Origin of the sequence: Thiorhodococcus drewsii AZ1, from assembly GCF_000224065.1 — a bacterium.
Lineage (GTDB): Bacteria > Pseudomonadota > Gammaproteobacteria > Chromatiales > Chromatiaceae > Imhoffiella > Imhoffiella drewsii.
In genome coordinates this window covers 27,141-53,409 of record NZ_AFWT01000031.1, presented here as the reverse complement: position 1 = coordinate 53,409, position 26,269 = coordinate 27,141, and the positions used below count along the sequence as shown (strand labels likewise).

The 26,269-nt window shown below is 61.7% G+C and carries 24 protein-coding genes and 1 pseudogene; 20 read left to right on the top strand and 5 right to left on the bottom strand.

The features are described 5' to 3' along the window. Together THIDRDRAFT_RS17630 and THIDRDRAFT_RS17625 are read left to right on the top strand one after the other, a co-directional pair. A pseudogene (locus tag THIDRDRAFT_RS17630) lies at positions 1-407 on the top strand (transposase); the annotation flags it as partial. A 201-nt stretch (positions 408-608) separates the two neighbouring features. Further along, a complete protein-coding gene (locus THIDRDRAFT_RS17625) occupies positions 609-1,346 on the top strand; it encodes a sugar transferase (RefSeq protein ID WP_007042256.1) in 738 nt (245 codons plus the stop codon). Positions 1,347-1,360: 14 nt separating this feature from the next. Here the strand turns inward: THIDRDRAFT_RS17625 and glnD are convergent, their stop codons facing one another. Together glnD and map are read right to left on the bottom strand one after the other, a co-directional pair. Beyond that, positions 1,361-4,030, bottom strand: coding sequence for a [protein-PII] uridylyltransferase (gene glnD / locus THIDRDRAFT_RS17620; protein ID WP_007042255.1), 2,670 nt, complete (start codon positions 4,028-4,030; stop codon positions 1,361-1,363). Next, positions 4,027-5,151 carry a type I methionyl aminopeptidase gene (map, locus tag THIDRDRAFT_RS17615; protein WP_281054771.1) on the bottom strand — a complete coding sequence of 375 codons (1,125 nt, stop codon included), beginning with the start codon at positions 5,149-5,151 and terminating at the stop codon, positions 4,027-4,029. Before map ends, glnD begins: the two co-directional genes overlap by 4 nt. Before the next feature lie 94 nt (positions 5,152-5,245). On the opposite strand from map, the gene rpsB reads away from it, so the two are divergent. The 18 genes from rpsB (at position 5,246) to THIDRDRAFT_RS17525 (ending at position 24,971) form a co-directional block, all read left to right on the top strand. After that, on the top strand, positions 5,246-5,992 hold the full coding sequence (gene rpsB / locus THIDRDRAFT_RS17610) for a 30S ribosomal protein S2 (protein ID WP_007042253.1): 747 nt from the start codon (positions 5,246-5,248) through the stop codon (positions 5,990-5,992). Between the two features lie 138 nt (positions 5,993-6,130). Continuing rightward, positions 6,131-7,018, top strand: coding sequence for a translation elongation factor Ts (gene tsf, locus THIDRDRAFT_RS17605; protein WP_007042252.1), 888 nt, complete (start codon positions 6,131-6,133; stop codon positions 7,016-7,018). A 93-nt stretch (positions 7,019-7,111) separates the two neighbouring features. Beyond that, positions 7,112-7,834, top strand: coding sequence for a UMP kinase (gene pyrH, locus THIDRDRAFT_RS17600; RefSeq protein ID WP_007042251.1), 723 nt, complete (start codon positions 7,112-7,114; stop codon positions 7,832-7,834). Position 7,835: 1 nt separating this feature from the next. After that, complete coding sequence (frr, locus tag THIDRDRAFT_RS17595) at positions 7,836-8,393, top strand: ribosome recycling factor (protein ID WP_007042250.1); 558 nt, start codon at positions 7,836-7,838, stop codon at positions 8,391-8,393. 59 nt (positions 8,394-8,452) lie between these two features. Further along, positions 8,453-9,211, top strand: a complete 759-nt coding sequence (locus THIDRDRAFT_RS17590) for an undecaprenyl pyrophosphate synthase (protein ID WP_281054772.1) — start codon at positions 8,453-8,455, stop codon at positions 9,209-9,211. Continuing rightward, complete coding sequence (locus THIDRDRAFT_RS17585) at positions 9,201-10,040, top strand: phosphatidate cytidylyltransferase (RefSeq protein ID WP_007042248.1); 840 nt, start codon at positions 9,201-9,203, stop codon at positions 10,038-10,040. Before THIDRDRAFT_RS17590 ends, THIDRDRAFT_RS17585 begins: the two co-directional genes overlap by 11 nt. Before the next feature lie 13 nt (positions 10,041-10,053). Next, on the top strand, positions 10,054-11,241 hold the full coding sequence (gene ispC / locus THIDRDRAFT_RS17580) for a 1-deoxy-D-xylulose-5-phosphate reductoisomerase (protein ID WP_007042247.1): 1,188 nt from the start codon (positions 10,054-10,056) through the stop codon (positions 11,239-11,241). Positions 11,242-11,246: 5 nt separating this feature from the next. Continuing rightward, a complete protein-coding gene (gene rseP, locus THIDRDRAFT_RS17575; RefSeq protein WP_007042246.1) occupies positions 11,247-12,614 on the top strand; it encodes an RIP metalloprotease RseP in 1,368 nt (455 codons plus the stop codon). Between the two features lie 76 nt (positions 12,615-12,690). Further along, positions 12,691-15,036, top strand: coding sequence for an outer membrane protein assembly factor BamA (gene bamA, locus THIDRDRAFT_RS17570; protein ID WP_007042245.1), 2,346 nt, complete (start codon positions 12,691-12,693; stop codon positions 15,034-15,036). Between the two features lie 54 nt (positions 15,037-15,090). Continuing rightward, complete coding sequence (locus THIDRDRAFT_RS17565; protein ID WP_245535878.1) at positions 15,091-15,597, top strand: OmpH/Skp family outer membrane protein; 507 nt, start codon at positions 15,091-15,093, stop codon at positions 15,595-15,597. Between the two features lie 68 nt (positions 15,598-15,665). Beyond that, entirely contained in the window at positions 15,666-16,712 is a 1,047-nt protein-coding gene (gene lpxD, locus THIDRDRAFT_RS17560; RefSeq protein WP_007042243.1) for a UDP-3-O-(3-hydroxymyristoyl)glucosamine N-acyltransferase, read from the top strand. Then, entirely contained in the window at positions 16,712-17,224 is a 513-nt protein-coding gene (gene fabZ, locus THIDRDRAFT_RS17555) for a 3-hydroxyacyl-ACP dehydratase FabZ (RefSeq protein WP_007042242.1), read from the top strand. The genes lpxD and fabZ overlap by 1 nt, the downstream gene beginning before the upstream one ends. Further along, the gene (gene lpxA, locus THIDRDRAFT_RS17550) at positions 17,221-17,991 is read left to right on the top strand and encodes an acyl-ACP--UDP-N-acetylglucosamine O-acyltransferase (protein ID WP_083827511.1); all 771 of its coding nucleotides are present in this window, start codon (positions 17,221-17,223) and stop codon (positions 17,989-17,991) included. Before fabZ ends, lpxA begins: the two co-directional genes overlap by 4 nt. Before the next feature lie 65 nt (positions 17,992-18,056). Beyond that, positions 18,057-19,214 carry a lipid-A-disaccharide synthase gene (lpxB, locus tag THIDRDRAFT_RS17545; protein ID WP_007042240.1) on the top strand — a complete coding sequence of 386 codons (1,158 nt, stop codon included), beginning with the start codon at positions 18,057-18,059 and terminating at the stop codon, positions 19,212-19,214. Then, the gene (gene rnhB / locus THIDRDRAFT_RS17540; RefSeq protein WP_007042239.1) at positions 19,211-19,792 is read left to right on the top strand and encodes a ribonuclease HII; all 582 of its coding nucleotides are present in this window, start codon (positions 19,211-19,213) and stop codon (positions 19,790-19,792) included. Before lpxB ends, rnhB begins: the two co-directional genes overlap by 4 nt. Before the next feature lie 160 nt (positions 19,793-19,952). Further along, positions 19,953-21,605, top strand: coding sequence for a glycosyltransferase family 39 protein (locus THIDRDRAFT_RS17535; protein ID WP_007042238.1), 1,653 nt, complete (start codon positions 19,953-19,955; stop codon positions 21,603-21,605). A gap of 63 nt (positions 21,606-21,668) precedes the next feature. Then, a complete protein-coding gene (locus THIDRDRAFT_RS17530; RefSeq protein WP_007042237.1) occupies positions 21,669-24,308 on the top strand; it encodes a glycosyltransferase family 2 protein in 2,640 nt (879 codons plus the stop codon). A 267-nt stretch (positions 24,309-24,575) separates the two neighbouring features. Further along, positions 24,576-24,971 carry a septal ring lytic transglycosylase RlpA family protein gene (locus tag THIDRDRAFT_RS17525; RefSeq protein ID WP_007042236.1) on the top strand — a complete coding sequence of 132 codons (396 nt, stop codon included), beginning with the start codon at positions 24,576-24,578 and terminating at the stop codon, positions 24,969-24,971. Between the two features lie 58 nt (positions 24,972-25,029). Here THIDRDRAFT_RS17525 and THIDRDRAFT_RS27120 read toward each other — a convergent pair whose 3' ends face one another. From THIDRDRAFT_RS27120 to THIDRDRAFT_RS17515, 3 genes are read right to left on the bottom strand one after another with little or no spacing between them, the layout of a single operon-like run. After that, the gene (locus THIDRDRAFT_RS27120; protein ID WP_007042235.1) at positions 25,030-25,335 is read right to left on the bottom strand and encodes a transposase; all 306 of its coding nucleotides are present in this window, start codon (positions 25,333-25,335) and stop codon (positions 25,030-25,032) included. Further along, positions 25,332-25,703: a transposase gene (locus THIDRDRAFT_RS27115; RefSeq protein ID WP_007042234.1), complete on the bottom strand. Its 372-nt coding sequence runs from the start codon at positions 25,701-25,703 to the stop codon at positions 25,332-25,334. Before THIDRDRAFT_RS27115 ends, THIDRDRAFT_RS27120 begins: the two co-directional genes overlap by 4 nt. Before the next feature lie 31 nt (positions 25,704-25,734). Next, positions 25,735-26,148, bottom strand: a complete 414-nt coding sequence (locus THIDRDRAFT_RS17515) for a helix-turn-helix domain-containing protein (protein WP_245535877.1) — start codon at positions 26,146-26,148, stop codon at positions 25,735-25,737. Between the last annotated feature and the right edge of the window lie 121 nt (positions 26,149-26,269).

The window sequence follows — 26,269 nt, the reverse complement described above, 5'->3', positions numbered from 1 at the left end:
ACCGACCTGCAGGAGATCTGGATGGCCGAGACCCGCCAGTCGGCCATCAGGCCTTCGAGCGCACCCTCAAGCGCTTCGAGGCCAAATATCCGAAGGCCATGGCTTGCCTGGCCAAGGATCGGGAGACCTTGCTCGCCTTCTACGACTATCCGGCCGAGCATTGGGTGCATATTCGCACCACCAACCCGATCGAATCGACCTTCGCCACCGTGCGCCTGCGCACCAACCGCACCCGCAACTGCGGGGCACGCGAGACCACGTTGGCGATGGTCTTCAAGCTGCTCCAGTCGGCGCAGAAGAACTGGAGACGCATCAAGGGATTTGGAAAACTGGAACTGGTCGTCAATAACGTCCCGTTCCGCGATGGAGAGCAAGTGAACGATCAGTCAGATCGGATCGCCGCCTGATGAGGGGCCATACACCAGATTTGACATTAACTCATTCTTGCCCGCAAGCGCTCCACCTCGGCTTCGAGGCTATCGGGTGGCACTGATGGGGGTGGGGCATCGCTCATGGCAAGAAATTACAGGCCCAGATCATGGCTTGGAAAGTGGTCCTGAATAGTTACGCTCAAAAAAAGCCAAAGTCGAGCCAGGAGTATGTTGCATATGAATCGCGCCGCTGATAACGCATTCGCTGAACCGAAGGAGGCTTTTCCTTACAAACCTCCAACGGAGGACATCAAGAAGAGCTATCGCTATCTGTTCGAGCTCGACGGCCCGCTGCCGGGCCGACTCCCGAAGCTGATTTTCGATAAACTGGTCGCTGGTTCGCTGCTCCTGGTGGCTGCTCCGATTCTGCTTCTACTCAAGTTCGGTTATCTCATAGAAGGCTGGATTCTGCCGGAGAACAAGGGGTCGCTCTTCTTCTTTTACAATGCGGTCAGCGCCGGTCGTGTCTTTCGCAAGTACAAGATCCGCATCATCAAACTTAAGTATATCGATCCAGAAGGCGCTAGACGCGGCGATTGGATGGCCTATTCAGCGGAGTGGACTCCGGAGAGCAGGACCGTCCTCGGGCGCTTTGTCAAGAGTTTTTATCTGGATGAGATCCCGCAATTCTATAGTGTGCTGCGTGGCGAAATGAGTATCGTCGGGCCGCGCCCCTTGTCGGTCCTGCATTACGAGCGGGATCGAGAACAGGGGAATGTGACCCGCTCGCTGATCAAGGGTGGCTTATTGGGGTTGGGTCATATCCATAAGGGAACCTCCGAGATGGGGAATCCGATCTATGAGTATCAATATGTCGATCAATACATCAAGCGGTCACCCATGGGGCTCTTGTGGCTGGATCTGACGATCATCGCCAGTGGTATCGGCGTGATGGTCCAGGGTAAGGGGTTGTGATGATCCGCGTGCCGTCATGCCTCGAGCCTTTCATGAATCTCCCGCCTCAAACAGGCCAGCGCCGTTTCACAGGTGATCGGCGTGTCATCCTCGCTGGTAATGAAAAAGACGTCGTCGACCTCCGCGCCAACCGTGGCGATCTTGGCGTTCTGCAGGCGGATGCCGCATTGCTGGAAGACGGCGCCGACCTCGGCGAGTAGGCCGGGGCGGTCGAGTGTGGTGAGCCGCATGATGGTGCGATGGTTGGGATCGTCGCACGAGAAACTGATGCGGGTCTCAATGGGGAAGTGGCGCAGTCGTCTGGGGACGGCGCGGGCGACGCGGATGTGGCCGTCGCCTTCTTCGGCGATGTTGTGCGCGAGTGTGGAGCGGATTTCTTCCATGCGCAGTGCGTCGTCCACCGGCTCTCCGTCCTGGTCGAGGATCTGGTAGCTGTTGACGGCCATGCCGTCGTCGGTGGTCATGACACGGGCATCCATGATGTCGAGGCCCATTTGGTCGAGCGTGGCGGTGGTGAGGGCGAAGAGGTTGGCGCGGTCGCGGGTGTAGATGAAGATTTCGGTTCCGCCGCGCGCGGTGATCGGGCGGATGACCACCAGTGGCTCTTGTGACGTATCGGCGGCGAGGATCTGGCGGGTCTGCCAGGCGATCTCGTCCGGGGAGTTGTGCAGGAAGAAGTCCAAGCTGAATTTGAGCCAGAGTGTGCCGCAGGCGCTGGGGTCGCCGCCGTAGCGCGCTACCAGTCGTATGCTCTCGGCCTGTTTCTGGGTGATGAGTTCGTCCTGGGCCTGGGGGTTGTCGAGTCCGCGCAGCAGGGCGCGCCGGGTTGCGTAATAGAGTTCGCGCAGCAGGGCGTCGATCCAGCTGTTCCAGCGCTCGGGGTTGGTGGCTCGGGCGTCGGCGACCGTGAGCAGGTAGAGGTAGTCGAGACGGTTGGGGTCGCCGATCAGCTCGGCGAATGACTGGATGACCTCCGGATCGCTGATGTCCTTGCGCTGGGCGGTCATGGACATCACCAGGTGGTGCTCGACCAGCCAGGCCACCAGTCGGCTGTCGAACTCGCTGAGGCCGTGCAGCCGGCAGAAGTCCCAAGCGTCGCGCGCTCCCAGTGTCGAGTGATCGCCGCCTCGGCCCTTGGCGATGTCGTGGAACAGTCCGCCCAGATAGAGCAGCTCCAGCTTGGGGATGCGGCGCCCGACCGCGCTGCACAGCGGGAATTCGTTGTCGTGCTTGGGGATGGTGAAGCGGCGCAGGTTGCGCACCAGCGTCAGGGTGTGCTCGTCGACCGTGTAGACGTGCAGCAGGTCGTACTGCATGCGTCCGACGATGTTGGCGAAGGCGGGGATGTAGGCGGCGAGCACGCCGTAGCGGTTCATGCGGCGGATGGCGTGCGTCAGCCCGTGCGGTTCGCGCAGGATCTCCATGAACAGGCTGCGTGCGCGCAGGTCGGCGCGGAAGTCGTCGTCGATGCGGTGGCGGTTCTCGCGGATCAGTCGGATGGTGCTTGCGCGCACGCCCTCCAGCTCGGGGCGAGTCTGGAGGATGTGAAAGACCTCCAGGAGCGCGATGGGGTAGCGTCGAAAGACGCTTGGCGAGGTGACTTCGAGATAGCCGCTGCGCGATTGGAAGCGCTTATTGATCGGTGTCGGCGGGCCGATGTCGTCGTGCAGCAGGATGGCCTCGCGAAAGAGTTGCAGCAGCATCTCGTTGAGCCGGTTGAGCTCCTGCACGGTTCGATAGTACTGCTGCATGAACTGCTCGACCGCGAGGTTGTTCGCGCCGTCGCGGAATCCGAATTGCTGGGCGAGGGTCCGTTGATAATCGAACAGTAGCCGATCCTCGCGCCGTCCGGTCAGCCGGTGCAGCGAGAAGCGGATGCGCCACAGTAAGGTCTGGCCACCGATGAGTGCCTGGTGCTCGTGCTCGGTGAGAAAGCCATGTCCGACCAGGTCATGCAGGGTTTCGGCATCGAAGTGGCGTTTGGCGACCCAGCCGATCATCTGGATGTCGCGCAGTCCGCCTGGGTTTTCCTTGATGTTGGGTTCCAGGTTGTAGGCGGTCTCACCGTATTTCTGCCAGCGCGCCTGTTGCTCGGCGGTCTTGGCGGCGAAGAAATGCTCGCTGCTCCAGATTCGATCCGGGCCGGTTGCGATGCGCATTTCTTGGAAGAGCGATTCGTTACCGCTCAGCAGTCGCGCCTCCAGCAGATTGGTGATGACGGTGACGTCACTCGTGGCCTCGTGAACGCATTCGGCGACGGTGCGCACGCTGTGGCCCACCTCCAGACCGATGTCCCAGAAAAAGGTGATGAGGTGTTCGAGCGGTTGGGCGAGCTGTGCGTCCGAGTCGGGTGCGACGAGGATGAGAATGTCGACGTCGGAGGCTGGCTGCAACTCCTGTCGACCGTAACCGCCGACGGCGACCAGTGCGGCGGACTCTTGATGCGGGCCGAGGTGGTGATCCCAGGCATCGCGCAGCACCGCGTCGATGAGCTGGCTGCGCTGCTCGACGAGCACGGCAATGGGGATGCCGAGATCGAACTGGTGATAGAGATCGTCGCAGCCGGATTTGAGTCGGGCTTTGTAAGCCGAAATCGATGGGGTAGGGTGGGGCGTCGCGTCTGGCGTCATGCTCGACTGCACCTGTGTCTGTGCGAGACCGGCGGTCCCCGTGTCTTCCCTCATGACTGTGCCGGCGGGGCGTCGTCTCGCTCTTCCGCGCGCAGTGTCAGGATCTCGTATCCGTCCTCCGTTACCAGCACGGTGTGCTCCCATTGGGCCGAGAGGCTACGGTCCTTGGTGACCACGGTCCAGCCGTCGGGCAGGATCTTGATGAAGCGTTTGCCGGCATTGACCATGGGTTCGACCGTGAAGCACATGCCCGGCTGAAGCACGAGCCCCTCGCCTGGCTTGCCGTAGTGCAGCACCTGGGGATCCTCGTGGAACTCGCGCCCGATGCCGTGTCCGCAATATTCACGGACGACAGAGTAGCCTTGCGCCTCGACGAACTTCTGGATGGTGTGGCCGATGTCGCCCAACGTGGCGCCCGGGCGGATGACCCCGATGCCGAGCATCATGGCCTGCTGCGTGACTGTCACCAGGCGGCGGGCGAGGATCGAGGGCTCGCCGACGAAGAACATTTTGCTGGTGTCGCCGTGATAGCCATCCTTGATCACGGTGATGTCGACGTTCATGACGTCGCCCTTCTTCAGCCGCTTGTCGCTCGGAATTCCGTGGCAGACCTGATGGTTGAGCGAGGTGCAAATGGACTTGGGGAAGCCCCTGTAGTTGAGCGGGGCGGGGATGGCGCCCTGTACCTCGGTGATGTAGTGGTGGCAGATCTGGTCGAGCTCTTCGGTGGTGACGCCCGGTTTGATATGCGGGGCGATCATATCGAGTACGTCCGCCGCGAGTCGGCAGGCGACACGCATCTTTTCGATCGCTTCTGGGGTCTTGATCTTTACGCTCATCTTGTCGGTTGAGGCGTCCACAGCGCTCCGTATCGAATCTCGTCTGCGTGAAGGGCAATTGCCCGTATCCAATCGGCTATGGTATAAAACGCGGCGCGCTGCCGCAATGAGCCTTAGGGTTCGTCCCAAAGATGGGGTGCGTTGCGTCGGCGCCAAGCGAAAAACCTTGGTTTTTCGCTTTTTTGTATCGGCTGTCCTCGGCGCGCATGTTGCCCGCGTGCCCTCTCTTCGCCCCCCGTCGTTGCCCGCTCTTTCAAAAGATGCGGGTGCCCGAGGGGTTGACGATGTGCATGTTCCGCCGAGTTTCGAATCATGTCCACACACGTATCGGCACATGCGACTGGGTGCCCGGCGATCCGGGTTGTCGCGTGGGATGCGTGGAGGTCCAACCCAACTTTTATCAGGAAGCAAGACCTTGAGCGAAGTCACGATGCGCCAGATGCTGGAGGCCGGTGTTCATTTCGGCCACCAGACCCGTTACTGGAACCCCAAGATGGCCACCTTCATCTTCGGGCACCGCAACAAGATCCATATCGTCAACCTGGAAAAGACCCTTCCGCTCTATCAGGAAGCGGTCAATTTCATGGGAACCATGACCGCCAACGGCGGCAAGATCCTCTTCGTCGGCACCAAGCGCGCCGCGCGCGATGCCATCAAGGAAGAGGCCGCCCGCTGTGGCATGCCGTACGTCAATCATCGTTGGCTTGGCGGCATGCTGACCAATTTCAAGACCATCCGTCAGTCCGTCAAGCGGCTGAAGGAACTGGAAGCGATGTTCGAGAGCGGCACCATCGAGCGCTTCAACAAGAAGGAAGCCCTCGGCCTGTCGCGCGAGCGCGCCAAGCTGGAACAGAGCATGGGCGGCATCAAGGATATGGACGGTCTGCCGGACGCCATGTTCGTGATCGATGTCGGTCATGAGAAAATCGCTGTGACCGAGGCCAACAAGCTGGGTATCCCCGTCATCGGTGTGGTCGATACCAACAACGATCCGAGCAGCGTGGACTACGTCATTCCCGGCAACGACGACGCCATTCGCGCCGTGCGTCTCTATATCTCGGGTGCCGCCGATGCCATCCTTGATGGTCGCAACACGGCGGCTGCGATGGCTGGACGTACCGCAGACGTGATCGAAAGCGCGGCGGTCGAGGAAGCGGACGGCGCCTCCGAAGCCTGACGCTGCACCGGCGCGTCAAGGCGCGTCGCTTCGAGTTGTTGACCGGCCCTGGCGCCCTTCGAGGCTCCGGGGCCGCCGTCACAAGTAAAGAATTCTGATTTGACTTGCCCGGAACGGGTACTACTGAGGTGATCAACCATGGCGATTACAGCCGCACTGGTCAAGGAACTCCGTGAGCGCACGGGCGCCGGCATGATGGAGTGCAAGAACGCGCTCGTCGAGGCCAATGGTGATATCGAGTCCGCCATTGAGGCGATGCGCAAATCCGGCCAGGCCAAGGCCGCCAAGAAATCTGGTCGCACCGCAGCCGAGGGTGTTGTCATGATCCGGGTCTCGGATGATGGCAAGAAGGGTGTCATGGTCGAGATCAACTGCGAGACCGATTTCGTCGCCAAGGATTCGAACTTCCAGGCATTTGCCGACGCGGTCGTCGATACCGCTTTGGCTGGCTCCGCCCAGGACGCCGCCGAGTTGGCTGGGCAGCCCCTGGTTGGCGATGCCTCCACCACCGTGGACGGTGCGCGCGAGGCGCTGATCGCCAAGATTGGCGAAAACGTCCAGGTCCGTCGTTTGATGCGCTTTGATGCATCCGAAGGCACCCTCTATAGCTACATCCATGGCGTCCGCATCGGCGTCATGGTGGAACTCGCAGGCGGCGACGAGACCCTCGGGCGCGATATCGCCATGCACGTCGCGGCTACCAACCCGCTGTGCGTCAATGCCGACCAGGTGCCTGCCGAGACGCTCGATAAGGAGCGCGAAATCTTCAAGGCGCAGGCGCTGGATAGTGGCAAGCCCGAGGCCATCGTTGAAAAAATGATCGTGGGCCGCATGCGCAAATACCTCGAAGAGGTGACCCTGCTCGGTCAGCCCTTCGTCAAGGATCCCGATCAGTCCGTCGAGAAGCTGCTCAAGCAGGCTGGCGCCAAGGTCGTCTGCTTCGCGCGCGTCGAGGTTGGCGAGGGTATCGAGAAGAAGGTCGAAAATTTCGCCGAAGAGGTGATGGCTCAGGTTCGCGGCAGCTGATCGATTGGGGTATGCTGCTCCTTTAACTGTGATCGGTTCCATGTGATCGATCTGCGATCAATTTGCAGTCAACCGGCGACGAGGTAGACGCCCATGGGGGCCTCAGTGTATCGACGCATCCTGCTCAAACTCAGCGGTGAGGCACTCATGGGCTCGGGGTCGTATGGAATCGACCCGGATGTTCTCCAGCGCTTTGCGCGGGAGATTGCCGACCTCGTCGCCGAGGGCGTTCAGGTTGCTCTGGTGATCGGCGGCGGCAATCTTTTCCGTGGCAGTGGTCTTGCCGTCAAGGGCATGGATCGGGTAACCGCCGATCAGATGGGTATGCTGGCGACGGTTATGAATGCGCTCGCCATGCAGGACGCGTTGGAGCACCTGGACGTGCCCACCCGTGTCATGTCCGCCCTTAAGATCAACCAGGTCTGCGAGGATTTCATTCGCCGCCGCGCGATCCGCCATCTCGACAAGAAGCGGGTTGTCGTCTTTGCTGCGGGTACCGGAAATCCCTTCTTTACCACCGACTCGGCCGCCAGTCTGCGGGCGATTGAGGTCGGTGCCGAACTTTTGATCAAGGCCACTAAGGTGGACGGTATCTATTCGGCCGACCCGGTGACCGATCCCACCGCGACCTTCTACCGTCGGATCAGTTACGATCAGGCGCTTCGCGAGGGATTGAAGGTCATGGATACCACGGCCATCGTCCTCTGCCGAGACCATGGAATGCCACTTCGTGTAATGAATATCAACGAGCCGGGAGCCTTGCTGCGATTGATCCGCGGCGAGGATGTCGGGTCGTTGGTGGTAAGCGGGAACTAAGATGATCGACGATATCAAGAAAGATGCTGCGGACCGGATGGCCAAGAGCGTCGAGGCACTCTCGCACGAACTCGCCAAGATCCGGACCGGGCGTGCCCATCCCTCGTTGCTCGACCACATTATGGTCTCCTATTACGGTTCCGACGTGCCGATTCGCCAGGTTGCCAACATCAACGCCGAGGATGCCCGTACCCTCTCGGTGGTGCCCTGGGAAAAAAACATGGTGCAGGCCATCGAGAAGGCCATCATGCAGTCGGATCTTGGCCTGAATCCGAACACGGCTGGGGCGGTGATTCGCGTTCCCATGCCCGCCCTGACCGAAGAGCGTCGTCGCGATCTGATCAAGGTTGCGCGTAACGAGGCGGAGCAGGCGCGCGTCGCCGTGCGCAACATTCGCCGCGATGCCAACCATGAGCTCAAGGAATTGGTTAAGGAAAAAATGATCTCCGAGGACGACGAGCGGCGTGGCCAGGAAATCGTTCAAAAGCTCACCGATCAGTACATCAAGGATGTCGACTCGGTTTTGGCCGAGAAAGAACAGGACTTGATGTCCATCTGAGGTCGCGAGGATCGACGGCGATCAACACTATTGTGGAAACAGCAGCATCAGCCGCGTTCATTGCAGAGCCCGATGAACGAATTCCCAAGCATGTCGCCATCATCATGGACGGCAATGGCCGCTGGGCGAAACAGCGCAGCCTTCCGAGGACGGCCGGGCACCGCGAGGGCGTCAAGAGTGTGCGCGCCGTGGTCGAGGAGAGCGTCCGGCGTGGTATCGGCACCCTGACCCTTTTTGCCTTCAGTAGCGAGAACTGGAAACGACCGCGTACCGAAGTCAACGTGCTGATGGAACTTTTCATCAGCGCCTTGCGTGGTGAGGTCCGGCGTCTGCACGAGAACAACGTCCGTTTTCGTGTGATCGGTGAACGGAGCGCCTTTCCGGAGAAGTTGCAGCACCGGGTCGCCGAGGCCGAGGAGCTGACTGCGAGCAATACTGCACTGAATCTTCAGATCGCCGCCAATTATGGTGGGCGTTGGGATATCACCGAGGCCGCGCGGCGCTTGGTGGCCGATGTCCAGGCCGGTCTTTTGGATCCGGGCGACATCGACGAGCAGGCACTGACCCGCCGTCTGTCTTTTCCCGATCTCCCTGAACCGGATCTTTTCATCCGCACGGGAGGGGAGCTGCGCTTGAGTAATTTCGTTCTCTGGCAATCCGCCTATTCCGAACTCTTTTTCTCCGACGCGCTCTGGCCGGACTTCGACGAGAAGGCCTACGCCCTGGCCCTGGACGATTATGCGCGTCGTCAGCGCCGCTTTGGTATGACCGGTGAACAGGTTAAAAAACGTCCGCTCTTGGCTGCCTATGGACGCTGAAGTCTTGCGCATATCGAGCAGTCTGCGTCAGCGCACCCTGACCGCTTTTGTCCTGGGGCCGCTGGTCATCGCGGCGGTGCTGTGGCTTCCCACGCCTGCTTTTGCCCTATTTTTCGGTGTGGTCGTGCTCGGCGCGGGCTGGGAATGGTGTGGCTTAGCGGGGATCGACGGGGTTGCGCGGCGTCTTGTCTATCTGGGGCTGATCGCCGTCTGTCTGGGGCTGTTGTGGCCGCATGCCGACTGGCGGCTGTGGCTGATCGGGATCAGCATTCCATGGTGGGCCTTTCAATCCGCACGCATGTTGCGCATGCGCGAGATTGAACCATCGCCGGGCTTTCAGCCGCTGCTGCTTCCTGTCGGTCTGCTGGTGCTGGTCGCGCCCTGGGCCGCGCTGATCGATCTGCATCGAATTCCGCATGTCGGGCCCGCGCTGGTGCTTTTCCTCATGGTCGTCATCTGGACCGCCGATTCCTTGGCCTATTTCGTTGGGCGTCGCTGGGGGCGCACCAAGCTGGCCCCGGCCGTGAGTCCGGGAAAGACGCTGGCGGGCGTCTACGGCGGCGTCGTCGGCGCCGCCCTCTGCGGTCTGCTCTTCGCCTGGCACCAATCGCTCGGTTTCGGCGCGACTCTGCTGGTGTTGCTCGTCTGCGGTGGTTCGGCGCTGATTTCGGTCGTCGGTGATCTGTACGAGAGTTTTTTGAAACGTCGTCGAGGCGTCAAGGACTCGAGTCAGCTCCTGCCTGGGCATGGCGGGTTGCTGGATCGTATCGACAGTCTCACTGCGGCCGCTCCCTTATTCGCCCTGGGGATGACCTGGGCTCTTATGTGATCGGAGTAGGATTGTGATAGGCGTAACCGTACTGGGTGCGACCGGCTCTATCGGGGTCAGTACGCTCGATGTGATTGCTCGACATCCTGAGCGTTTCCGCGCCGTGGCGCTGACCGCCAACCAGGATGCGGAGCGCTTGGCCGAGCAATGCCGGCAGCATCGTCCGAACTATGCCGTCATGGTGAATCCGGATGCGGCGCGTCGTTTGGCCGATCTGCTCGCGGATATGCCGCAGCCTCCAGAGATTCTCACGGGCGTGGAAGGGCTGGAGCAGGTCGCTGCGTTGCCTGAGTCCCAGTATGTTATGGCCGCCATCGTCGGTGCGGCGGGTCTGCGTCCGACCCTTGCGGCCGCCAATGCCGGCAAGCGTGTGCTCTTGGCGAACAAAGAATCGCTGGTCGTGGCGGGTGCCATGCTGATGCGGGCGATCACCGAGAGCGGCGCCGAGCTGTTGCCGATCGACAGTGAGCACAATGCCATCTTCCAATGTCTGCCGCCCAACTTCAGCCAGGGTCTGGCCGAGGTGGGAGTGCGCAAGATCCTGCTCACCGCCTCGGGCGGTCCGCTGCGCGACTGGCCGATCGAGCGTCTATCCTCGGTGACGCCCGAGCAGGCCTGCGCCCATCCGACTTGGTCCATGGGGCGTAAGATCTCGGTCGATTCGGCGACCATGATGAACAAGGGCTTGGAGGTCATTGAGGCCTGCTGGTTGTTTGGGACCGATACCGACCATATACAGGTGGTCGTGCATCCTCAGAGCGTCATCCACTCCCTGGTTCAATATGACGATGGCTCGGTTCTCGCCCAGCTCGGCAATCCCGATATGCGTACCCCGATCGCGCACGCCATGGCCTGGCCGCAGCGGTTCGACTCGGGCGTGGCGCCACTGGACCTCTTCTCGGTGGCCCGGCTGGATTTCCAAGAGCCCGACATGAAGCGTTTCCCCTGTCTCGCGCTGGCCTTTCAGGCGGCTCGGCAAGGTGGTACCGCGCCCACCATTCTCAATGCCGCCAACGAGATCGCCGTGGCGGCCTTCCTGGACCGGCGTATCGACCTGCCCGGCATCGCTGAGGTGGTTGCGGGGGCGCTCGACGCGTTGCCCGAGGAAGGCGTGGAGGGGCAGGGGGTCGAATTCCTGCTCGACGTGGACCGTCGCGCCCGCGAGTGTGCCGAGCAACTGGTCGTTAGGCGTAGCGCCTGATCGCAATGGATACAGTCTTCACCATCGGTTCCTTTCTCGTCGCGCTCGGGATCCTGATCGCGATCCATGAGTTCGGCCATTTCTGGGTCGCGCGTCGCGTGGGCGTCAAGGTGCTGAAGTTCTCGATCGGCTTCGGTCGACCGCTGCTGCGTTGGCAGCGTGATCCGAGCGCGACCGAATACGTGCTCGCGGTCATACCGCTCGGCGGTTACGTGAAGATGCTCGACGAGCGCGAGGAGCCGGTTGCCGAGGCAGAACTGGGTCAGGCGTTCAATCGGCAGGCGCTGTGGAAGCGCTCGGCGATCGTGGCCGCCGGTCCGCTGTTCAATCTGCTGTTCGCCATCCTCGTCTATTGGGCGATCTTTATGCTCGGCGATTCGGGTCTGAAGCCCGTGATTGCGGCCGTGGCGCCGGAGTCGATCGCCGCCGAAGCCGGTTTTCAGCCGGGCGACGAACTGCTGCGTATCGGCGATCGCCCCGCCGGTAGCTGGGAGACATCGGTCTTCGCCCTCACGATGCAGTCGATGGACGGCCGGGATCTGGATGTTCGGGTGCGCGACGCCTCGGGCGTCGAGCGGGATCGCTGGATCTCGGGTGATGCCGTCTCGGGTCTCACCGAGGAGCCGGATCTGCTCGGGCGACTCGGATTCACGCCGCAGCGGCCCGAGTTGCCGCCCGTCATCGGCGAGTTGGTGCCAGGCGAACCGGCCGATGTCGCCGGTCTGCGTCTAGGGGATCGGGTGTTGGCGGTCGACGGCAAACGCGTGACCTCCTGGCGGGCGCTGGTCGAGTCGGTGCGCGGTCGTCCGAATCAGACCCTGACGCTGGACGTCGAGCGGTCCGATGGCGCGTCCGCTCGGGTTCAATTGGTTCCGCGCGCGATCGCGGGCGAGGACGGTGTTCAGGTCGGGCGTATCGGTGCGGGCGTCCAGGTTCCGGACGATTTCATGGACGGCTATCTGGTCGATGTCCGCTATGGTCCGATCGATGCGATGGGGCACGCGGTCAACAAGACGCTGGACACCAGCCTGCTGATGCTCAAGGTCATGGGGCGGATGCTCGTCGGTGAGGCCTCGATCAAGAACCTGAGTGGCCCCATCACCATCGCCGAAACGGCTGGGCGCACCGCGAGTTACGGGTTCGATGCATTCGTCAAGTTCCTGGCTGTGGTCAGCATCAGCCTGGGGGTGCTCAATCTGCTGCCCATTCCGGTGCTGGATGGCGGTCACCTGCTCTATTACCTGATCGAGTGGGCCAAGGGCAGCCCAGTGTCCGAGCCGGTCCAGCTCCAGGCCCAGAAGGTCGGTCTCTTCCTGTTGGCGGCGCTTATGACGCTCGCGTTCTACGTAGATCTGTCACGGCTATTGGGCTGACTAGACTGTTCCCTTATACTAGCGCGCCTTGGATGCCGACTCCTGGCTGACTTGGGATTGATTAGGGGAACCCGTCTTGCGCGCGATCTATCGGATTTTACGCGGTGGCGTCCGGCAAACGTATCTGCTGTTCGCCGTTCTTTTCGTCCCCGTCCTTCTCGCTCCGAGTGCGCCGGCCGAGGCTGCTGTATTTCAGGTCTCGGACATCCGTGTCGAGGGGCTTCAGCGGATCGCCCCGGGGACCGTCTTCAACTATCTGCCCGTTCAGGTCGGCGATACGGTCGGTGACGACGTCACCGGCGGCATCATTCGCTCGCTCTACCAGACGGGATTCTTCGACGACGTGCGTGTCGAGCGCGACGGCAACGTCCTGGTGATCTGGGTGCGCGAGCGCCCGGCGATCGCCGAGATCAAGATTAGTGGTAACAAGGATATCGAGACCGATGCGCTCAACAAGGCGCTCGCCGATATCGGACTCAAGGAAGGGCGCGTCTTCAACCGTTCGGTGCTCGATCGCATCGAGCAAGAGCTGGAGCGGCAGTATTTCGCCCGAGGCAAGTACGGCGTGCTCATCCAGTCGACCGTTTCGCCCCTGGAGCGCAATCGGGTCGCCATCAATATCGATGTGACCGAGGGGCTGACCGCTCGTATCAAGCAGATCAATATCATCGGCGCCAAGGCGTTCAGCGAGGATGAGCTGCGCAAACGGTTCCAGCTCGGTGCGACCCGCTGGAATTCCTTCTATACGAAGAATGACCAGTATTCCAAGCAGAAGCTCGCCGGCGATTTGGAGGCCCTGCGCTCCTTCTATCTGGATCGCGGTTACATCAAGTTCGACATCAAATCGACCCAGGTCTCGATCAGCGCAGACAAAAAGGAAATCTATGTCACCGTCGTTATCGACGAGGGCGAACCCTTCCGTGTCAGCGACATCCGGCTCGCGGGCGAACCCTCGGTCCCGGCCGAGAAGCTCTTCCCGCTGATCCAGCTCAAGCGCGGCGAATTCTTCTCGCGCAAGGCCACGACCGAGAGCGCCGAGCGTATTTCCAGTCTGCTCGGCGACGAGGGCTATGCCTTCGCCAACGTCAACACCGTGCCGGAGATCGACGAGAAGGCCCATGAGGTTGCTGTCACCTTCTTCGTCGACTCAGGTAAGCGCGTCTATGTGCGCCGGGTCAACATGAAGGGCAACACCCGAACCCGCGACGAAGTGCTGCGTCGCGAGATGCGTCAGCTGGAGACCGCCTGGTTCTCGGCCGATCTGGTGCGTAAATCGCGCGAGCGTCTGCAGCGTTTGGGCTATTTCGACGATGTCTCGATCGAGACGCCGGCTGTTCCAGGGTCGGCGGATCAGGTCGATGTGGACGTGACGGTCAAGGAGAAACCGGCGGGCAATCTAGCGGCGGGTGTCGGTTTCTCGCAGTCGCAGGGCATTCTCTTGAATGCCAGCATCACCCAGAACAACTTCCTGGGAACGGGCAAGCGCGTCTCCGTGGCGTTCAACACCAGCACCTCGACCCGTCTGTATCAGTTGGGCTACACCAATCCCTACTACACGGTCGACGGTATCAGTCGCGGTTTCAACTTTTCCTATAGGGAAACCGATTACGACGAACTGATCGGTGCCGACTATTCCACCGATGTCGGTGTGGCCGGGATGAGCTTTGGTCTCCCGATCACGGATACCAGCCGCGCAGGCCTGGGATTCCGTTATGAGTACACTGATTTCACGGCGGGTCAATCCGAAATCGCGCAGCAGTTCGTCGCGGAAAACGGAAATACGTTCAATACCTTCATCCTTTCTGCGACCTATTCGGACGACACGCGGGATACCGCGCTCTTCCCGACCTCGGGCTTCACGCGTAATCTCTTTGGCGAACTGGCCGTTCCCGGCAGCGATCTGCAGTATTACAAGATCAACTATAAGGAGCAGCACTACGTTTCGCTGACCTCGCGCTTTGTCTTCTCGTTGACGGGCGATGTCGCTTATGGCGATGGCTATGGCGATATCGACTATCTGCCCTTCTTCGAGAACTATTACGCAGGCGGTCCACGATCCGTGCGTGGTTGGGTCGCGAATTCGCTCGGTCCGCGCGAAATCAGTACCGATGACCCCGTTGGCGGTAACCTCAAGCTGGTCGGTAGCGTGGAGTTGTTTGCGCCGGCTCCCATCGGTGGCCAATTCGAGAAATCGCTGCGTCTCGGCGCCTTCTTCGACTTCGGCAACGTCTGGTCGACTGACGATACCGATTTGTTGGACTCGACTGGATTCGATCTTGGCGATCTGCGCTATTCGACCGGCCTGTCGGTGACCTGGCTGTCTCCGGTCGGTGCGCTTTCGGTGAGTCTCGCCTTCCCGCTCAACGAGGAGGACGGCGACGACACGCAGGTCTTCCAGTTCGGGTTCGGGCAGACCTTCTGATCGTCGGTTTGGGTTCACATCGTTGGAACATTTGGTGCCTTCGTGAAGATTTTATTGCACGCTCTTCCTGTGCTGTTCGTGGCCTTGGTTTCCGGTCAGGCCGTTGCTGGCGATTATCGTATCGCCGTGGTGGATCCTAATCGGGTCGTGGAGCAATCGCCTCAGTACGAGGCCGCACGCGATGCGCTGCAGAGTGAGGTCGAGGAGCGCGAGCGCACATTGCGCGAGCAGCAGGAACAGATCGCGTCGCTTCAGAACAAGCTCGAGCGCGACGGCGCACTCATGAGCGAAAGCGAGGTCCAGCGACTGCAGAACGATATCCGCAGCCGGACTCGAAGGCTCAAGTATGCGCGCGACGAGTTCCAGGAGGACTTCGCCCTGCGTCAGAACGAGCTGCGAACCAAGCTGGGGCGGCAGGTTCAGGAGGTCGTTGTCGAGCTCGCCAAGGAGCAGAAGATCGATCTCATCCTGAGCGATGGCATCGTCTATTCCAACGCGCGTATCGACATCTCGGATCTGGTTATCGAACGGCTCAAGGCCGAGTTCGAAAAGAAGAAGTGACGCGGTCGGCTGCGTGCGATCCCCTTGCCTGTCCCCCTGGCGAGATGCATAACGATCGGAGAGAAGTCTTGGAGATCAATCTCAATGAACTCGCCGCGCGCGTGGGCGCGCGCCTATGTGGCGATGGCGGTGTCGTTGTATCCAGCGTGGCCCAGTTGACTCAGGCCAGAGCGGGAACCCTGTCCTTTCTCGGTGATTCAAAATACCGCTCTCATCTGGTCGAGACCAAGGCCTCGGCGGTGATCCTGAGGGAGGCGGATGCGGATCAGTGCCCGGTTCCGGTCTTGATCAGCGAGAATCCCTATCTGACCTTCGCGGAGGCTGCGCGCATTTTGCATCCGCAACCCCCGGTGGTTGGAGGGGTGCACCCCAGCGCGGTGGTCGATCCGAGCGCCGACATCGATCCGACAGCCTGGATCGGGCCGCTCACCGTGATCGAGGCCGGTGCGCGCATCGGTGCTCGGGTGTTCGTTGGGCCGGGCTGTATTCTCGGTGCCGGTGTCGAGATCGGTGACGACTCGCGCTTGGTGGCCAGGGTCACGCTGTGCGCCGGCACGCTGGTGGGGCAGCGTGCCATGCTGCAGCCTGGATCGGTCATTGGTCGCGACGGATTCGGTTTTGCGCGCGACGGCGAGCGCTGGGTGCGGATTCCCCAGATCGGGCGCGTCGTGCTGGGCGACGACGTCGAGGTCGGCGCCAATAGCTGCGTCGATCGTGGGGCCATCGAGGACACGTTGGTCGGGAACGGGGTGAAACTCGATAATCACATTCAGATCGGACACAACGTCGAAATCGGTGACAATACCGCGATGGCGGCGAATACCGGGATCTCCGGTTCGACGCGTATCGGCCGCAACTGCACCATTGCGGGGGCCGTCGGCATGGCCGGACATCTCGAAATCGGAGATGACGTCCATTTCACCGGCATGGCGATGGTGACGCGGTCCTTCACGGAGCCCGGCACCTACAGCAGCGGCATCCCTGCGATGCCGAGCGGGGCTTGGCGACGTAACGTGGCGCGCTTCAGACAACTTGATGATCTCGCGCGCCGATTGAAGCAACTTGAGGTATCTCTCGAAACCATGAAAGACACACAAGGGCAGGAGGAATCCTGATGGATGGGGCTCATCCGACATCAGCAGATTCCGATCAGCAGCACGACCGACCGGATAGCGTCATCAGCACCATGGACATCCATAAGGTGATGAGTCTCTTGCCGCATCGCTATCCGTTTCTGCTCGTCGATAAGGTCGTCGATTTCAAGGCCAATGACTATCTTATCGCGCTGAAGAACGTCACCTTCAATGAGCCGTTTTTCACCGGGCATTTTCCGGTGCGACCAGTCATGCCGGGGGTCCTGATCGTCGAGGCGATGGCCCAGGCGACCGGATTGCTCGCCATGGCGTCGCGCCCGGAAGAGGTTGGTGAAAAGTCGCTCTATTATTTTGTCGGCATCGACAAGGCACGGTTCAAACGTCCCGTCGAGCCGGGCGATCAGTTGATTATGGAGGTCAAGCTGGGCCCCGTGAGACGCGGGATCTGGAAGTTCGACGGTGAGGCGCGCGTCGACGATCGTGTCGTCGCCACGGCCGAGATCATGTGCACCGCGCGGGACTTCACCTCTTGATCCACCCCTCCGCCCTGGTCGATCCAGGGGCCGAACTGGACTCCAGCGTGGAGGTCGGCCCCTTCGCCGTTATTGGGTCTGGGGTCCAGATCGACGCGGGGACCCGCGTCGGGCCCCATGTTGTGGTGCGTGGTCCGACACGGATCGGCCGCGACAATCACATCTTCCAGTTCGCCTCGGTCGGCGAGGATCCGCAGGATAAAAAATACGGTGGCGAGCCGACCTGGTTGGAGTTGGGCGATCGCAATCAGGTGCGCGAATTCGTCACCCTGCATCGAGGAACCGAACAGGACCAGGGTGTCACGCGTATCGGCGACGATAACCTCTTCATGGCCTACTCCCATGTCGCCCATGATTGCCGGATCGGCGATCAGGTCATCATGGCCAACGCCGCCTCTTTGGGCGGGCATGTCGAGATCCAGGATTGGGCGATCCTCGGCGGCTTCACCATCGTGCATCAGTTCTGCCGGATCGGCGCCCACAGCTTTTGCGCCATGGGATCGGTCCTGACCCGTAATGTACCCCCCTACGTGACGGTTGGCGGCCATCCGGCCGAGCCGCACGGCATCAATAGCGAAGGGTTGCGGCGGCGCGGGTATACGCCGGATGCCGTCCAGGCCATCAAACGCGCCTATCGGGCGCTCTACATGTCCAATCTCAAGCTCGACGAGGCGGTCGAGCGGATTCGCGGCATGGCCGAGAGCCAGCCCGAACTGGCGATCCTTGCCGATTTTCTGGCCGCGACCAATCGTGGCGTCGTGCGTTGATCGCGCGGTTCTGACTCTAGCGTTTCCTGACTCTCCGTTCCGCGTCCCACTACAGGAGCCATCCGGTGCGTCCGCTCACAATTGGTATCGTCGCCAACGAGGCGTCGGGCGATCTGCTCGGCGCGGCCATCGTGCGCGAGATCCGGCGACACGGGGGCGAGGTTCGCTTCGTCGGGGTCGCGGGTCCCGCCATGTTGGCCGAGGGCTGCGAGACCCTCTTCGATATGGACCGTTTCTCGGTCATGGGGCTGATGGAGGTGCTCGGCCATCTGCGCGAGCTCCTGGGTCTCAGACGGAGCCTGGTGCGCCATTTCATCGAGAATCCGCCGGATCTCTTCATCGGTGTGGATGCGCCCGACTTCAATCTGGGGCTTGAGCGACGTCTGCGCGAGGCCGGGATCAAGACGGTTCATCTCGTCAGTCCGACCGTTTGGGCTTGGCGACCGGGGCGAGTGAAGGCCATCCGACGCTCGGTGGATCTGATGCTGAGCGTCTTTCCCTTCGAGGAGACCTTTCTGCGCCAGCACGGCGTGCCAGCAACCTATGTGGGCCATCCATTGGCCGACGAGATTCCGCTAGATGTCGACCGGGCGGCCGCGCGCGTCGCGCTCGGATTGCCGACTGAGGGATCGGTCGTCGCCATTCTGCCTGGAAGCCGTGTCGGTGAGATGCAGCGCTTGGCCGAGCCCTTCATCGAAACGGCCAAGCGTTGTCTGACTGCCCGACCGGAGCTGCGCTTCGTCGTGCCTTGTGTGAGCCTGCGTTTGCGGGCCCTGTTTGCGGCGGAGTTGGAGCGCATCGCACCCGACCTGCCGGTGATTCTGGTCGAGGGACGCAGTCGCGAGGCCATGGCGGCGGCCGACTGTCTGCTCACGGCATCCGGGACCGCCACGCTGGAGGGATTACTGTTCGAGCGACCCATGGTGGTCGCCTATCGCGTGCATCCGATTTCCTATCATGTCGTGAAGCAACTGGGGCTGGTTAAGGTGCCCTATATCGCTATGGCCAATCTGCTTGCCGGTCGGGAGTTGGCGCCCGAGTTCATTCAGTCGCGCTGCCGTCCGGATCTGCTGGCCCCGGCCGTGCTGTCCTTTTTCGACGATCCGAGGCGTGTCGAGGAGATTCAAGTGGAGTATCGCCGTATCCATCGCGCGCTGCGATGCAACGCCGCCTCGGAGGCCGCCAAGGCGCTGCTGGGGCTGGTCGAGGATCGTTCCGCATGACGCACGAGCCTCGACTCATCGCCGGTGTCGACGAGGCCGGGCGTGGTCCGCTCGCCGGCCCGGTTGCGGCGGCCGCCGTGATCCTGGATCCGACGCGACCCATACCCGGCATCGATGATTCCAAGAGGCTCACGGCCGCGCGGCGCGAGCGGTTGGAGAGCGCGATCCGCGAGGGTGCGCTCGCCTATGCCGTTGCCTGGGCAAGCGTCGAGGAGATCGATCGGCTCAATATCCTCAACGCCACCTTTCTGGCCATGCGGCGCGCGGTCGAGTCCCTGTCCGTGCGGCCCGCTCGGGTGCTGGTCGATGGAAACCGCTGCCCGGACTGGGAGATCGAGTCGCAGGCCATCGTTGGCGGCGACGGAACGGTGGCGTCTATCGGGGCCGCCTCGATTCTGGCCAAGGTCGCGCGCGATCGGCTGCTGGTGCAGCTGGATCAGGACTTCCCCGGTTACGGTTTCGCCGTTCACAAGGGCTATCCGACCCGGGTGCATCTGGAGGCGCTGCGCCGGTTGGGTCCCTGTCCGCATCATCGCCGGAGCTTCGGTCCGGTGCGCGCCTTGCTCGTCGATGGCTGATTCCGTCCATCGCTGAATCAGGAGCGATCCGCGCATTCCGAATTCAGCGGTTGGAACCGAATCAAGCTATGATAAGCGCGCTGCGTTTGGGGGTATTGCCTCGTCGGCCCTCGCGTCTTGGTTTTCGGCATCCGATGAGGCCTGTTCAGGACCATCACCCTTGGAACGTCCGCCTGCCTCGACCTCCGTCGCCGGTCGCGCGACGGCTTCAACCCCCGGTGTTGTCTTCTATGTGGTCGTGGCGCTCGTCGTCCTCGCGGCCACGGCGGTGCGGCTGTTCGGCTTGGATCATCTGTTGGTCTGGCACGACGAGGTCTTTACCCTGATTCGGGTCTTTGGCTATACGCCGAGCGAGATCCAAGCGCATCTCTTCAGCGGAACGCTGCTGACGCCGGCGGATCTGCTGCGCTATCAGATGCCGGATCCCGGGCACGGCTGGGCGGATACCATGGCGGCCTTCGCCAGTCACCCCGAGCATGCGCCGCTCTACTACATCCTGGCCCGTCTGGCGACCGACCTGCCGGTCGAGCCGATCGTGGCGGCACGTGGTGTCTCCGCCCTGTTCGGTGTCTTGCTCGTCCCCTCGACCTACTGGCTGATGCGCGAGCTCTTCGGGCGCGGCCCCGCTCCCTGGATTGCGGCGCTTCTGGTCGCCTGTTCCCCGCTAGATCTGCTCTATGCCCAAGAGGCGCGCCAGTACGCGCTCTGGATGTGCATGATCCTCGTCTCGAGCGCCGTCCTGGCGCGCGCACTGCGTGACGACCGCCAGGGTCTCTGGTGGCTCTACGGGATCACGATTACCCTGGGTTGTTATTCGCACCTGCTCTTCGTGCTGATGATTCCGGTGCATGCGCTCTTCGCCCTGATCAGCCACGCCGAGCATCGACGCTCGTTCCCTGATTTCAAGCGTCTGGCAGTGCGCTGGTCGATCGCCATCCTCGGCGCAATGGTGGCCTTTTCGCCCTGGTTGCTGGTCTTCTTGATCGGTCGGGATCAGGTCGATCAATTCACCGCCTGGATGCTGCGCCCCATCGGGCTTTCCGACATCCTCTCGGCCTGGGCTGGACACCTCTCGTCCGCCTTCGTGGATCTTTCCCCGGAGGCCGAACCCTGGTGGGGGTTGATCCTGATCCCACTGGTCTGGGTGCTCTGGCGTTTCCTGCTGCGGGCGCCACGGGGCGGGATGTGGTTTTTGGTCGCGACATTCGGGGTCTATGTGGCCATCGTGCTTGGCCCGGATCTGCTCCTGGGCGGCAGCCGCTCGCTGCATGTGCGTTATGTCCTGCCGGCGATCCTGGCGATTCAGCTCATGGTGGCTTGGGTGCTCGGCGGCTTGGTCGCCGCGCCCGTCGGAACGCCTGCTCGCACCACCGGCATCCTGCTGCTGGTCTCGCTCGTGGTGCTTGGAGGGCTGTCCGAACTCCAGATCATGCGGGCATCCAGTTGGTCGAATAAGAATTTCAGCGCCCGCAACCTGGAGGTCGCTCAGGTCGCGAACGCGGATGCGCGTACACTCGTCTTGGCCAGCGACAACAGAAGCGGCGTCTCCTCCGGCGAACTCATCTCGTTGGCCTACCATCTTGCCCCTCAAGTTCGAATCTGGGGCGAATCGCGCGGCGGAACCCCAGTGATTCCGTCCGGTTTCGGGCGGGTGATCGCCTTGACGCCGACCGAGGCGCTGCTGGCTCTGCTCAAACGACAGGGAAGGCTGGTGCCGCTGGCCGGTACCTGGCAATGGCTCATCGTCGAGCCTGCAGCGGAGCCTGTGAACGAGGGGGAAGGGGAAAAGGCCGATAGACCAGAGGACGATTAGGTCTCAGTCAGGGCCGTGGTTTCGGCCGCAGCGATCGAACTAGACATCACACAGATTCCAGCCATGAACCGTTCCATCAATTTCGTCATCCCAATCCTGATCGCGCTGCTGACCGTGTCAGCCTGGTGGTTGCTGAATCAGCCGTCCGAGGAGCCGCCATGGCCGAATCGGATCCAGGGCTTCTCTTTCTCGCCGATGCGGGCCGATGACGACCCGAGCAAGAAGATTTTCCCCTCGCTGCTGGACATCGATGCCGACCTGGCGTTGCTGCAGGGCGATGCCCACGCGGTGCGTACCTATACGGTCGAGAGCACCCTGGCCGCCGTGCCGCGCCTGGCGGCGGCCCATGACCTCAATGTGACGCTCGGTGCCTGGATCGGTGACGACAAGGCCTTCAACGACCAGGAACTCAAGAGGCTGGCCGACGTGCTTGCTGAGGGGAACCGCAACGTGGTTCGGGTCATGGTGGGCAACGAGGCGATCCTGCGCGAGGACGTCGAGGTGCCGGAGATGATCCAGTATCTCGACCGGGTGCGTAAGTTCACCTGGCTGCCCGTCAGTACGGCCGAGCCTTGGCACGTGTGGCTCAAGCATCCGGAACTGGTCGAGCATGTGGATTTCATCACCATCCACCTGCTGCCCTATTGGGAGGGCGTGCCTGTCGAACAGGCGGTGGATTACGCGATCAACCGTTACAACGAGGTTAAGGACGCCTATCCGGACAAGCCCATCATCATCGGCGAGGTTGGCTGGCCCAGCAATGGTCGACGCAATCGTGGCGCCGAGCCGTCACCGACCAATCAGACGCGCTTTCTGCGCCGCTTTCTCGCCAGGGCGGAGGCCGAGCATTACATCTATTACGTGATGGAGGCGTTCGACCAGCCTTGGAAGGCGAGGGTCGAAGGGGCGACCGGAACCTACTGGGGTGTCTACGACGCCAATCGTGAGCCGAAATTCGCCTTCACCGAACCCGTGGTACGCATCCCGCATTGGCGCGAGCTGGCGGCCTTGTCGGTCGTTATGGGCGTCTTGCTGCTGGTGTTTCTCTACCGCGACAGCTCAAGCATGTCCAAGCGCGGCAAGGGGTTTCTTGCACTCATCACCTATGCAATCTCGACGGCCGCAGTCTGGATCGTCTACGACTACACGCGTCAGTACATGACGCCCGCCACGGCGATCGTCGGTCTGCTGCTGATGGTCGGTGGTGTCGGTGTCATCGTGCTGCTGATGGCCGAGGCGCACGAGTGGGCCGAATCGCTCTGGTTGCAAAAATGGCGGCGGCCCTTCCCGCTGAGAAAGGTCGAGGACGATCGGCTTCCGTTCGTCTCCGTGCACGTTCCGGCCTACAACGAGCCGCCCGAACTGCTCAAAGAGACGTTAGACGGACTCGCGGCGTTGGATTATCCGCATTTCGAGGTCTTGGTGATCGACAACAACACCAAGGATCCGAATGTTTGGCAGCCGGTCGAGGCATATTGTCGGGAGTTGGGCGAGCGTTTCCGCTTTTTCCATGTCGATCCGTTGGCGGGTTACAAGGCGGGCGCGCTCAATTTCGCGCTGCGCCAGACCGATCCTGGGGCCGAGGTGGTCGCCGTCATCGATGCCGATTACATCGTGAGACCCGAGTGGCTGCGTCATCTGGTTCCGGCCTTCGCGGACCCCGAGGTCGCCATCGTGCAGGCCCCGCAGGATTATCGCGATGCCGACGAAAATGCCTTCAAGGCGATGTGCATGGCCGAATATCGGGGCTTCTTCCATCTGGGAATGGTCACGCGCAACGAACGCAACGCCATCATTCAGCACGGCACCATGACCATGATCCGGCGCGAGACGCTGGACGCTGTCGATGGCTGGTCCGAGTGGTGCATCACGGAAGACGCCGAACTGGGGCTGCGGCTGTTCGAGGCCGGCTACAAGGCGCTCTATATCCCCTGTACCTACGGCCGGGGTTTGATGCCGGATACCTTCTCGGACTTTCGCAAGCAACGCTATCGTTGGGCCTATGGGGCGGTTCGTATCCTGCTGCATCATTGGCGGGAACTGCTGGGCGTGCGCAAGAGCGCGCTCTCGGCCGGTCAGCGTTACCACTTTGTGGCCGGCTGGCTGCCCTGGTTTGCGGACGGCTTCAATCTGCTTTTCAATTTCGCCGCCTTGGGCTGGTCGGTGGCGATGGTCATGTTCCCGCTGTACGTGACGCCACCCTATATCACGGTCGCCCTGGTGCCGCTGGTGCTCTTCGTCTTCAAGATGACCAAGAGCTTTCTCCTCTACCGCCGTCGTGTGATCGCCACGCTACGCCAGAGCTTCGCAGCCGGATTGGCCGGTTTGGCGCTGTCGCACACCATCTCGCGCGCCATGTTCGGTGGGCTGATCACGGGGAAGCTGGGCTTCTTCCGAACGCCCAAGAAGGCCGAGGCATCCGCCGTGATGCGCGCCCTGGCGGACGCGCGCGAGGAGGCCCTGTTCGGCTTTGCCTTCTGGTTGGCGGCGGGCTTGGTCATGATGCGTGACGACGCCTTTATGCTCGATGTGCGCATCTGGGCCTCGGTGCTGGTGGTGCAATCGATCCCCTATCTGGCATCGGTCGTGGTCGCGCTCATCAGCGCCGGGCAGCATCTTTCAGCCAGTCTGGTGGGGCCGATGCACGATATGGGGTGTCAGGACATCAAAGACGCTGAGCAGCCCGTGACGCGCGATGTCTAATTTGTTGTTTTTAAAAGATGGTCTAGGCTTAAGCTAGGCTGTATGCGATGGACGATCGCTGTTGACGCGGCGATCGTCCACGGGTTGGCCGTCACGATGCGAGTGTCGATGCGATCGGTATGTAGCGAAAGCCGGAGTATTTTTGTGCTCATTAGGGTTTACCCCATATAGGGTTTTCACTTAGACTTGCGAGGTTAATAATTCTGGCGTCGTCGTTGCGTTGACTGTACGAATGAACGTGGCGTCTGTCGCAATGAGGTTTGCCCCATGAAAAAAACCTTTGCCACGGTCGCTCTCTTAATGCTGCTGCTACCCGTCGGCAGCGACGCAATGGCTCGAGGCGGCATCGGCTATGTCCAGAAGGGCATCGCTTCCTACTATCACGACAGTCTCAACGGCCGCCGGACGGCCAGCGGACAGGTCTACAACAAGAATCGACTGAGCGCGGCGCACAAGACCCTGCCATTGGGCTCCAAGGTCCGTGTCACCGACACCAGGACCGGACGCAGCGTCGTCGTCAAGGTCAACGACCGCGGTCCCTTCGTCAAAGGCCGTATTATCGACCTCTCCAGAAAGGCCGCTCGCGAACTCGGAATCGTCAAGAGAGGGGTTGCCAGGGTCGAACTCAAGGTCCTGAGCGTCCCCTCGGCCTCCGGCTCCTGATCGGGGGCATGTCTTCGTTCCCGCTCTAGTACTTCGCACCTGAAATTCACTGGTAAATTTACGCCATCAGTGGCTTGCCGATGTAGGTCCAGCGGAAGGGTTTGGCGAGAGTCTGGTTGAAGAAATCAACGAATTCGAGGATCCGCTGCTTGAGCGCCTCGGTGGATGAAAACCGTCCGCGCTTGAGCAGTCGTCGGGCCAGAATGCCGAACCAGATCTCGACTTGGTTGAGCCAGGAGCAGTGCTTGGGGGTATAGACGAAGCGGATGCGGTGCGTGGGAATCCTGGAGGAATGCGGCCCGGGAGGCCATGCTTTTGAGGATGCCGTCCTGGCCTTTGTGACCGAGATCCGTCTTGATCTCACAGCGCTCGAGCGACGAACTCCACCAGGCTGGCCGACTGGTGGATGTTGAGCTGATCGCAGATGAAGATCCATTCGCCTTGAGGATCGGTGTCGACGGTGGCGGTGAGATGGGCGAGGAAGTCGGCTTCGGTGCGGGTGTCGCCGATGGAGGGCGCGAGGATCTGCCCGGTGGCGACCTCGAAGTTGGCGATCAACGCTTGGGTGCCGTGGCGCGTGTATTCGAACTCGACGGCTTGGGGACGGCCTGGACGCGTCGGATGTGACGGATGGATCGGCTCCAGGGCCTGAATGCCGGTCTTCTCGTCCGTGGAGATGACATGCACGCCCTGCTCATGGAGTTCCTGTGCTTGATGATAGAGGGTGCACACCGTGCGGACCTCCTCGCGAAAGGCCGCCTCGTCAGGAATCTTGGGATTGAGCCAGTAGCGGGTCCGATGCGGCTTGAGGTCTGCCTGATTTTAAAATACGGCCGATTGTCGTGGCCGAAATGGTTGGCGCAATGCCGCGCTGGATCGTCTCGCGCACCAAATCCTTGCGCGTCCAGTGGGTCAAGGGAGGGGGTGGTGTTTCGCAGGCCAGGGCGATGATCTGGCAGATCTGCTCGGGCGTGAAATCGCCTGGAGCCCCGGAGCGCGGACGATCGGCCAGTACCTCCTCGATCACCGCGCGCAGGCGCTTGGGCTGACCCGCTACGGCGGCGAGTCGGTCGTGGGCGTCGAACCAACGCCGCCGCCACTGCCCGACGCCGTCTTCGTTGACGCCGAGGGTGAATGCAATGTGCTTGTTGGTCTCGCCGTCAGCGGCGCTCAACATCATCTGCGCGCGTTGGACCAAGCGGTGGGGGCTTTTCGCGACTGCGCGCGATGCGTTCGAGCTCTGCACGTTGCTCCGGGCAGAGAACAATCAAAGGGGCTGGACGGGCGATGGCGGGCGA

Coding starts and splice junctions, on each gene's coding strand:
- rpsB (WP_007042253.1), top strand. CDS start 5,246: ATGCGCCAGATGCTGGAGGCCGGTGTTCATTTCGGCCACCAGACCCGT.
- map (WP_281054771.1), bottom strand. CDS start 5,151: ATGTGCCGATACGTGTGTGGACATGATTCGAAACTCGGCGGAACATGC.
- pyrH (WP_007042251.1), top strand. CDS start 7,112: ATGGGGGCCTCAGTGTATCGACGCATCCTGCTCAAACTCAGCGGTGAG.
- tsf (WP_007042252.1), top strand. CDS start 6,131: ATGGCGATTACAGCCGCACTGGTCAAGGAACTCCGTGAGCGCACGGGC.
- frr (WP_007042250.1), top strand. CDS start 7,836: ATGATCGACGATATCAAGAAAGATGCTGCGGACCGGATGGCCAAGAGC.
- THIDRDRAFT_RS17525 (WP_007042236.1), top strand. CDS start 24,576: ATGAAAAAAACCTTTGCCACGGTCGCTCTCTTAATGCTGCTGCTACCC.
- glnD (WP_007042255.1), bottom strand. CDS start 4,030: ATGAGGGAAGACACGGGGACCGCCGGTCTCGCACAGACACAGGTGCAG.
- THIDRDRAFT_RS17530 (WP_007042237.1), top strand. CDS start 21,669: ATGAACCGTTCCATCAATTTCGTCATCCCAATCCTGATCGCGCTGCTG.
- rnhB (WP_007042239.1), top strand. CDS start 19,211: ATGACGCACGAGCCTCGACTCATCGCCGGTGTCGACGAGGCCGGGCGT.
- THIDRDRAFT_RS17585 (WP_007042248.1), top strand. CDS start 9,201: ATGGACGCTGAAGTCTTGCGCATATCGAGCAGTCTGCGTCAGCGCACC.
- rseP (WP_007042246.1), top strand. CDS start 11,247: ATGGATACAGTCTTCACCATCGGTTCCTTTCTCGTCGCGCTCGGGATC.
- THIDRDRAFT_RS17625 (WP_007042256.1), top strand. CDS start 609: ATGAATCGCGCCGCTGATAACGCATTCGCTGAACCGAAGGAGGCTTTT.
- fabZ (WP_007042242.1), top strand. CDS start 16,712: ATGGATGGGGCTCATCCGACATCAGCAGATTCCGATCAGCAGCACGAC.
- THIDRDRAFT_RS17515 (WP_245535877.1), bottom strand. CDS start 26,148: ATGTTGAGCGCCGCTGACGGCGAGACCAACAAGCACATTGCATTCACC.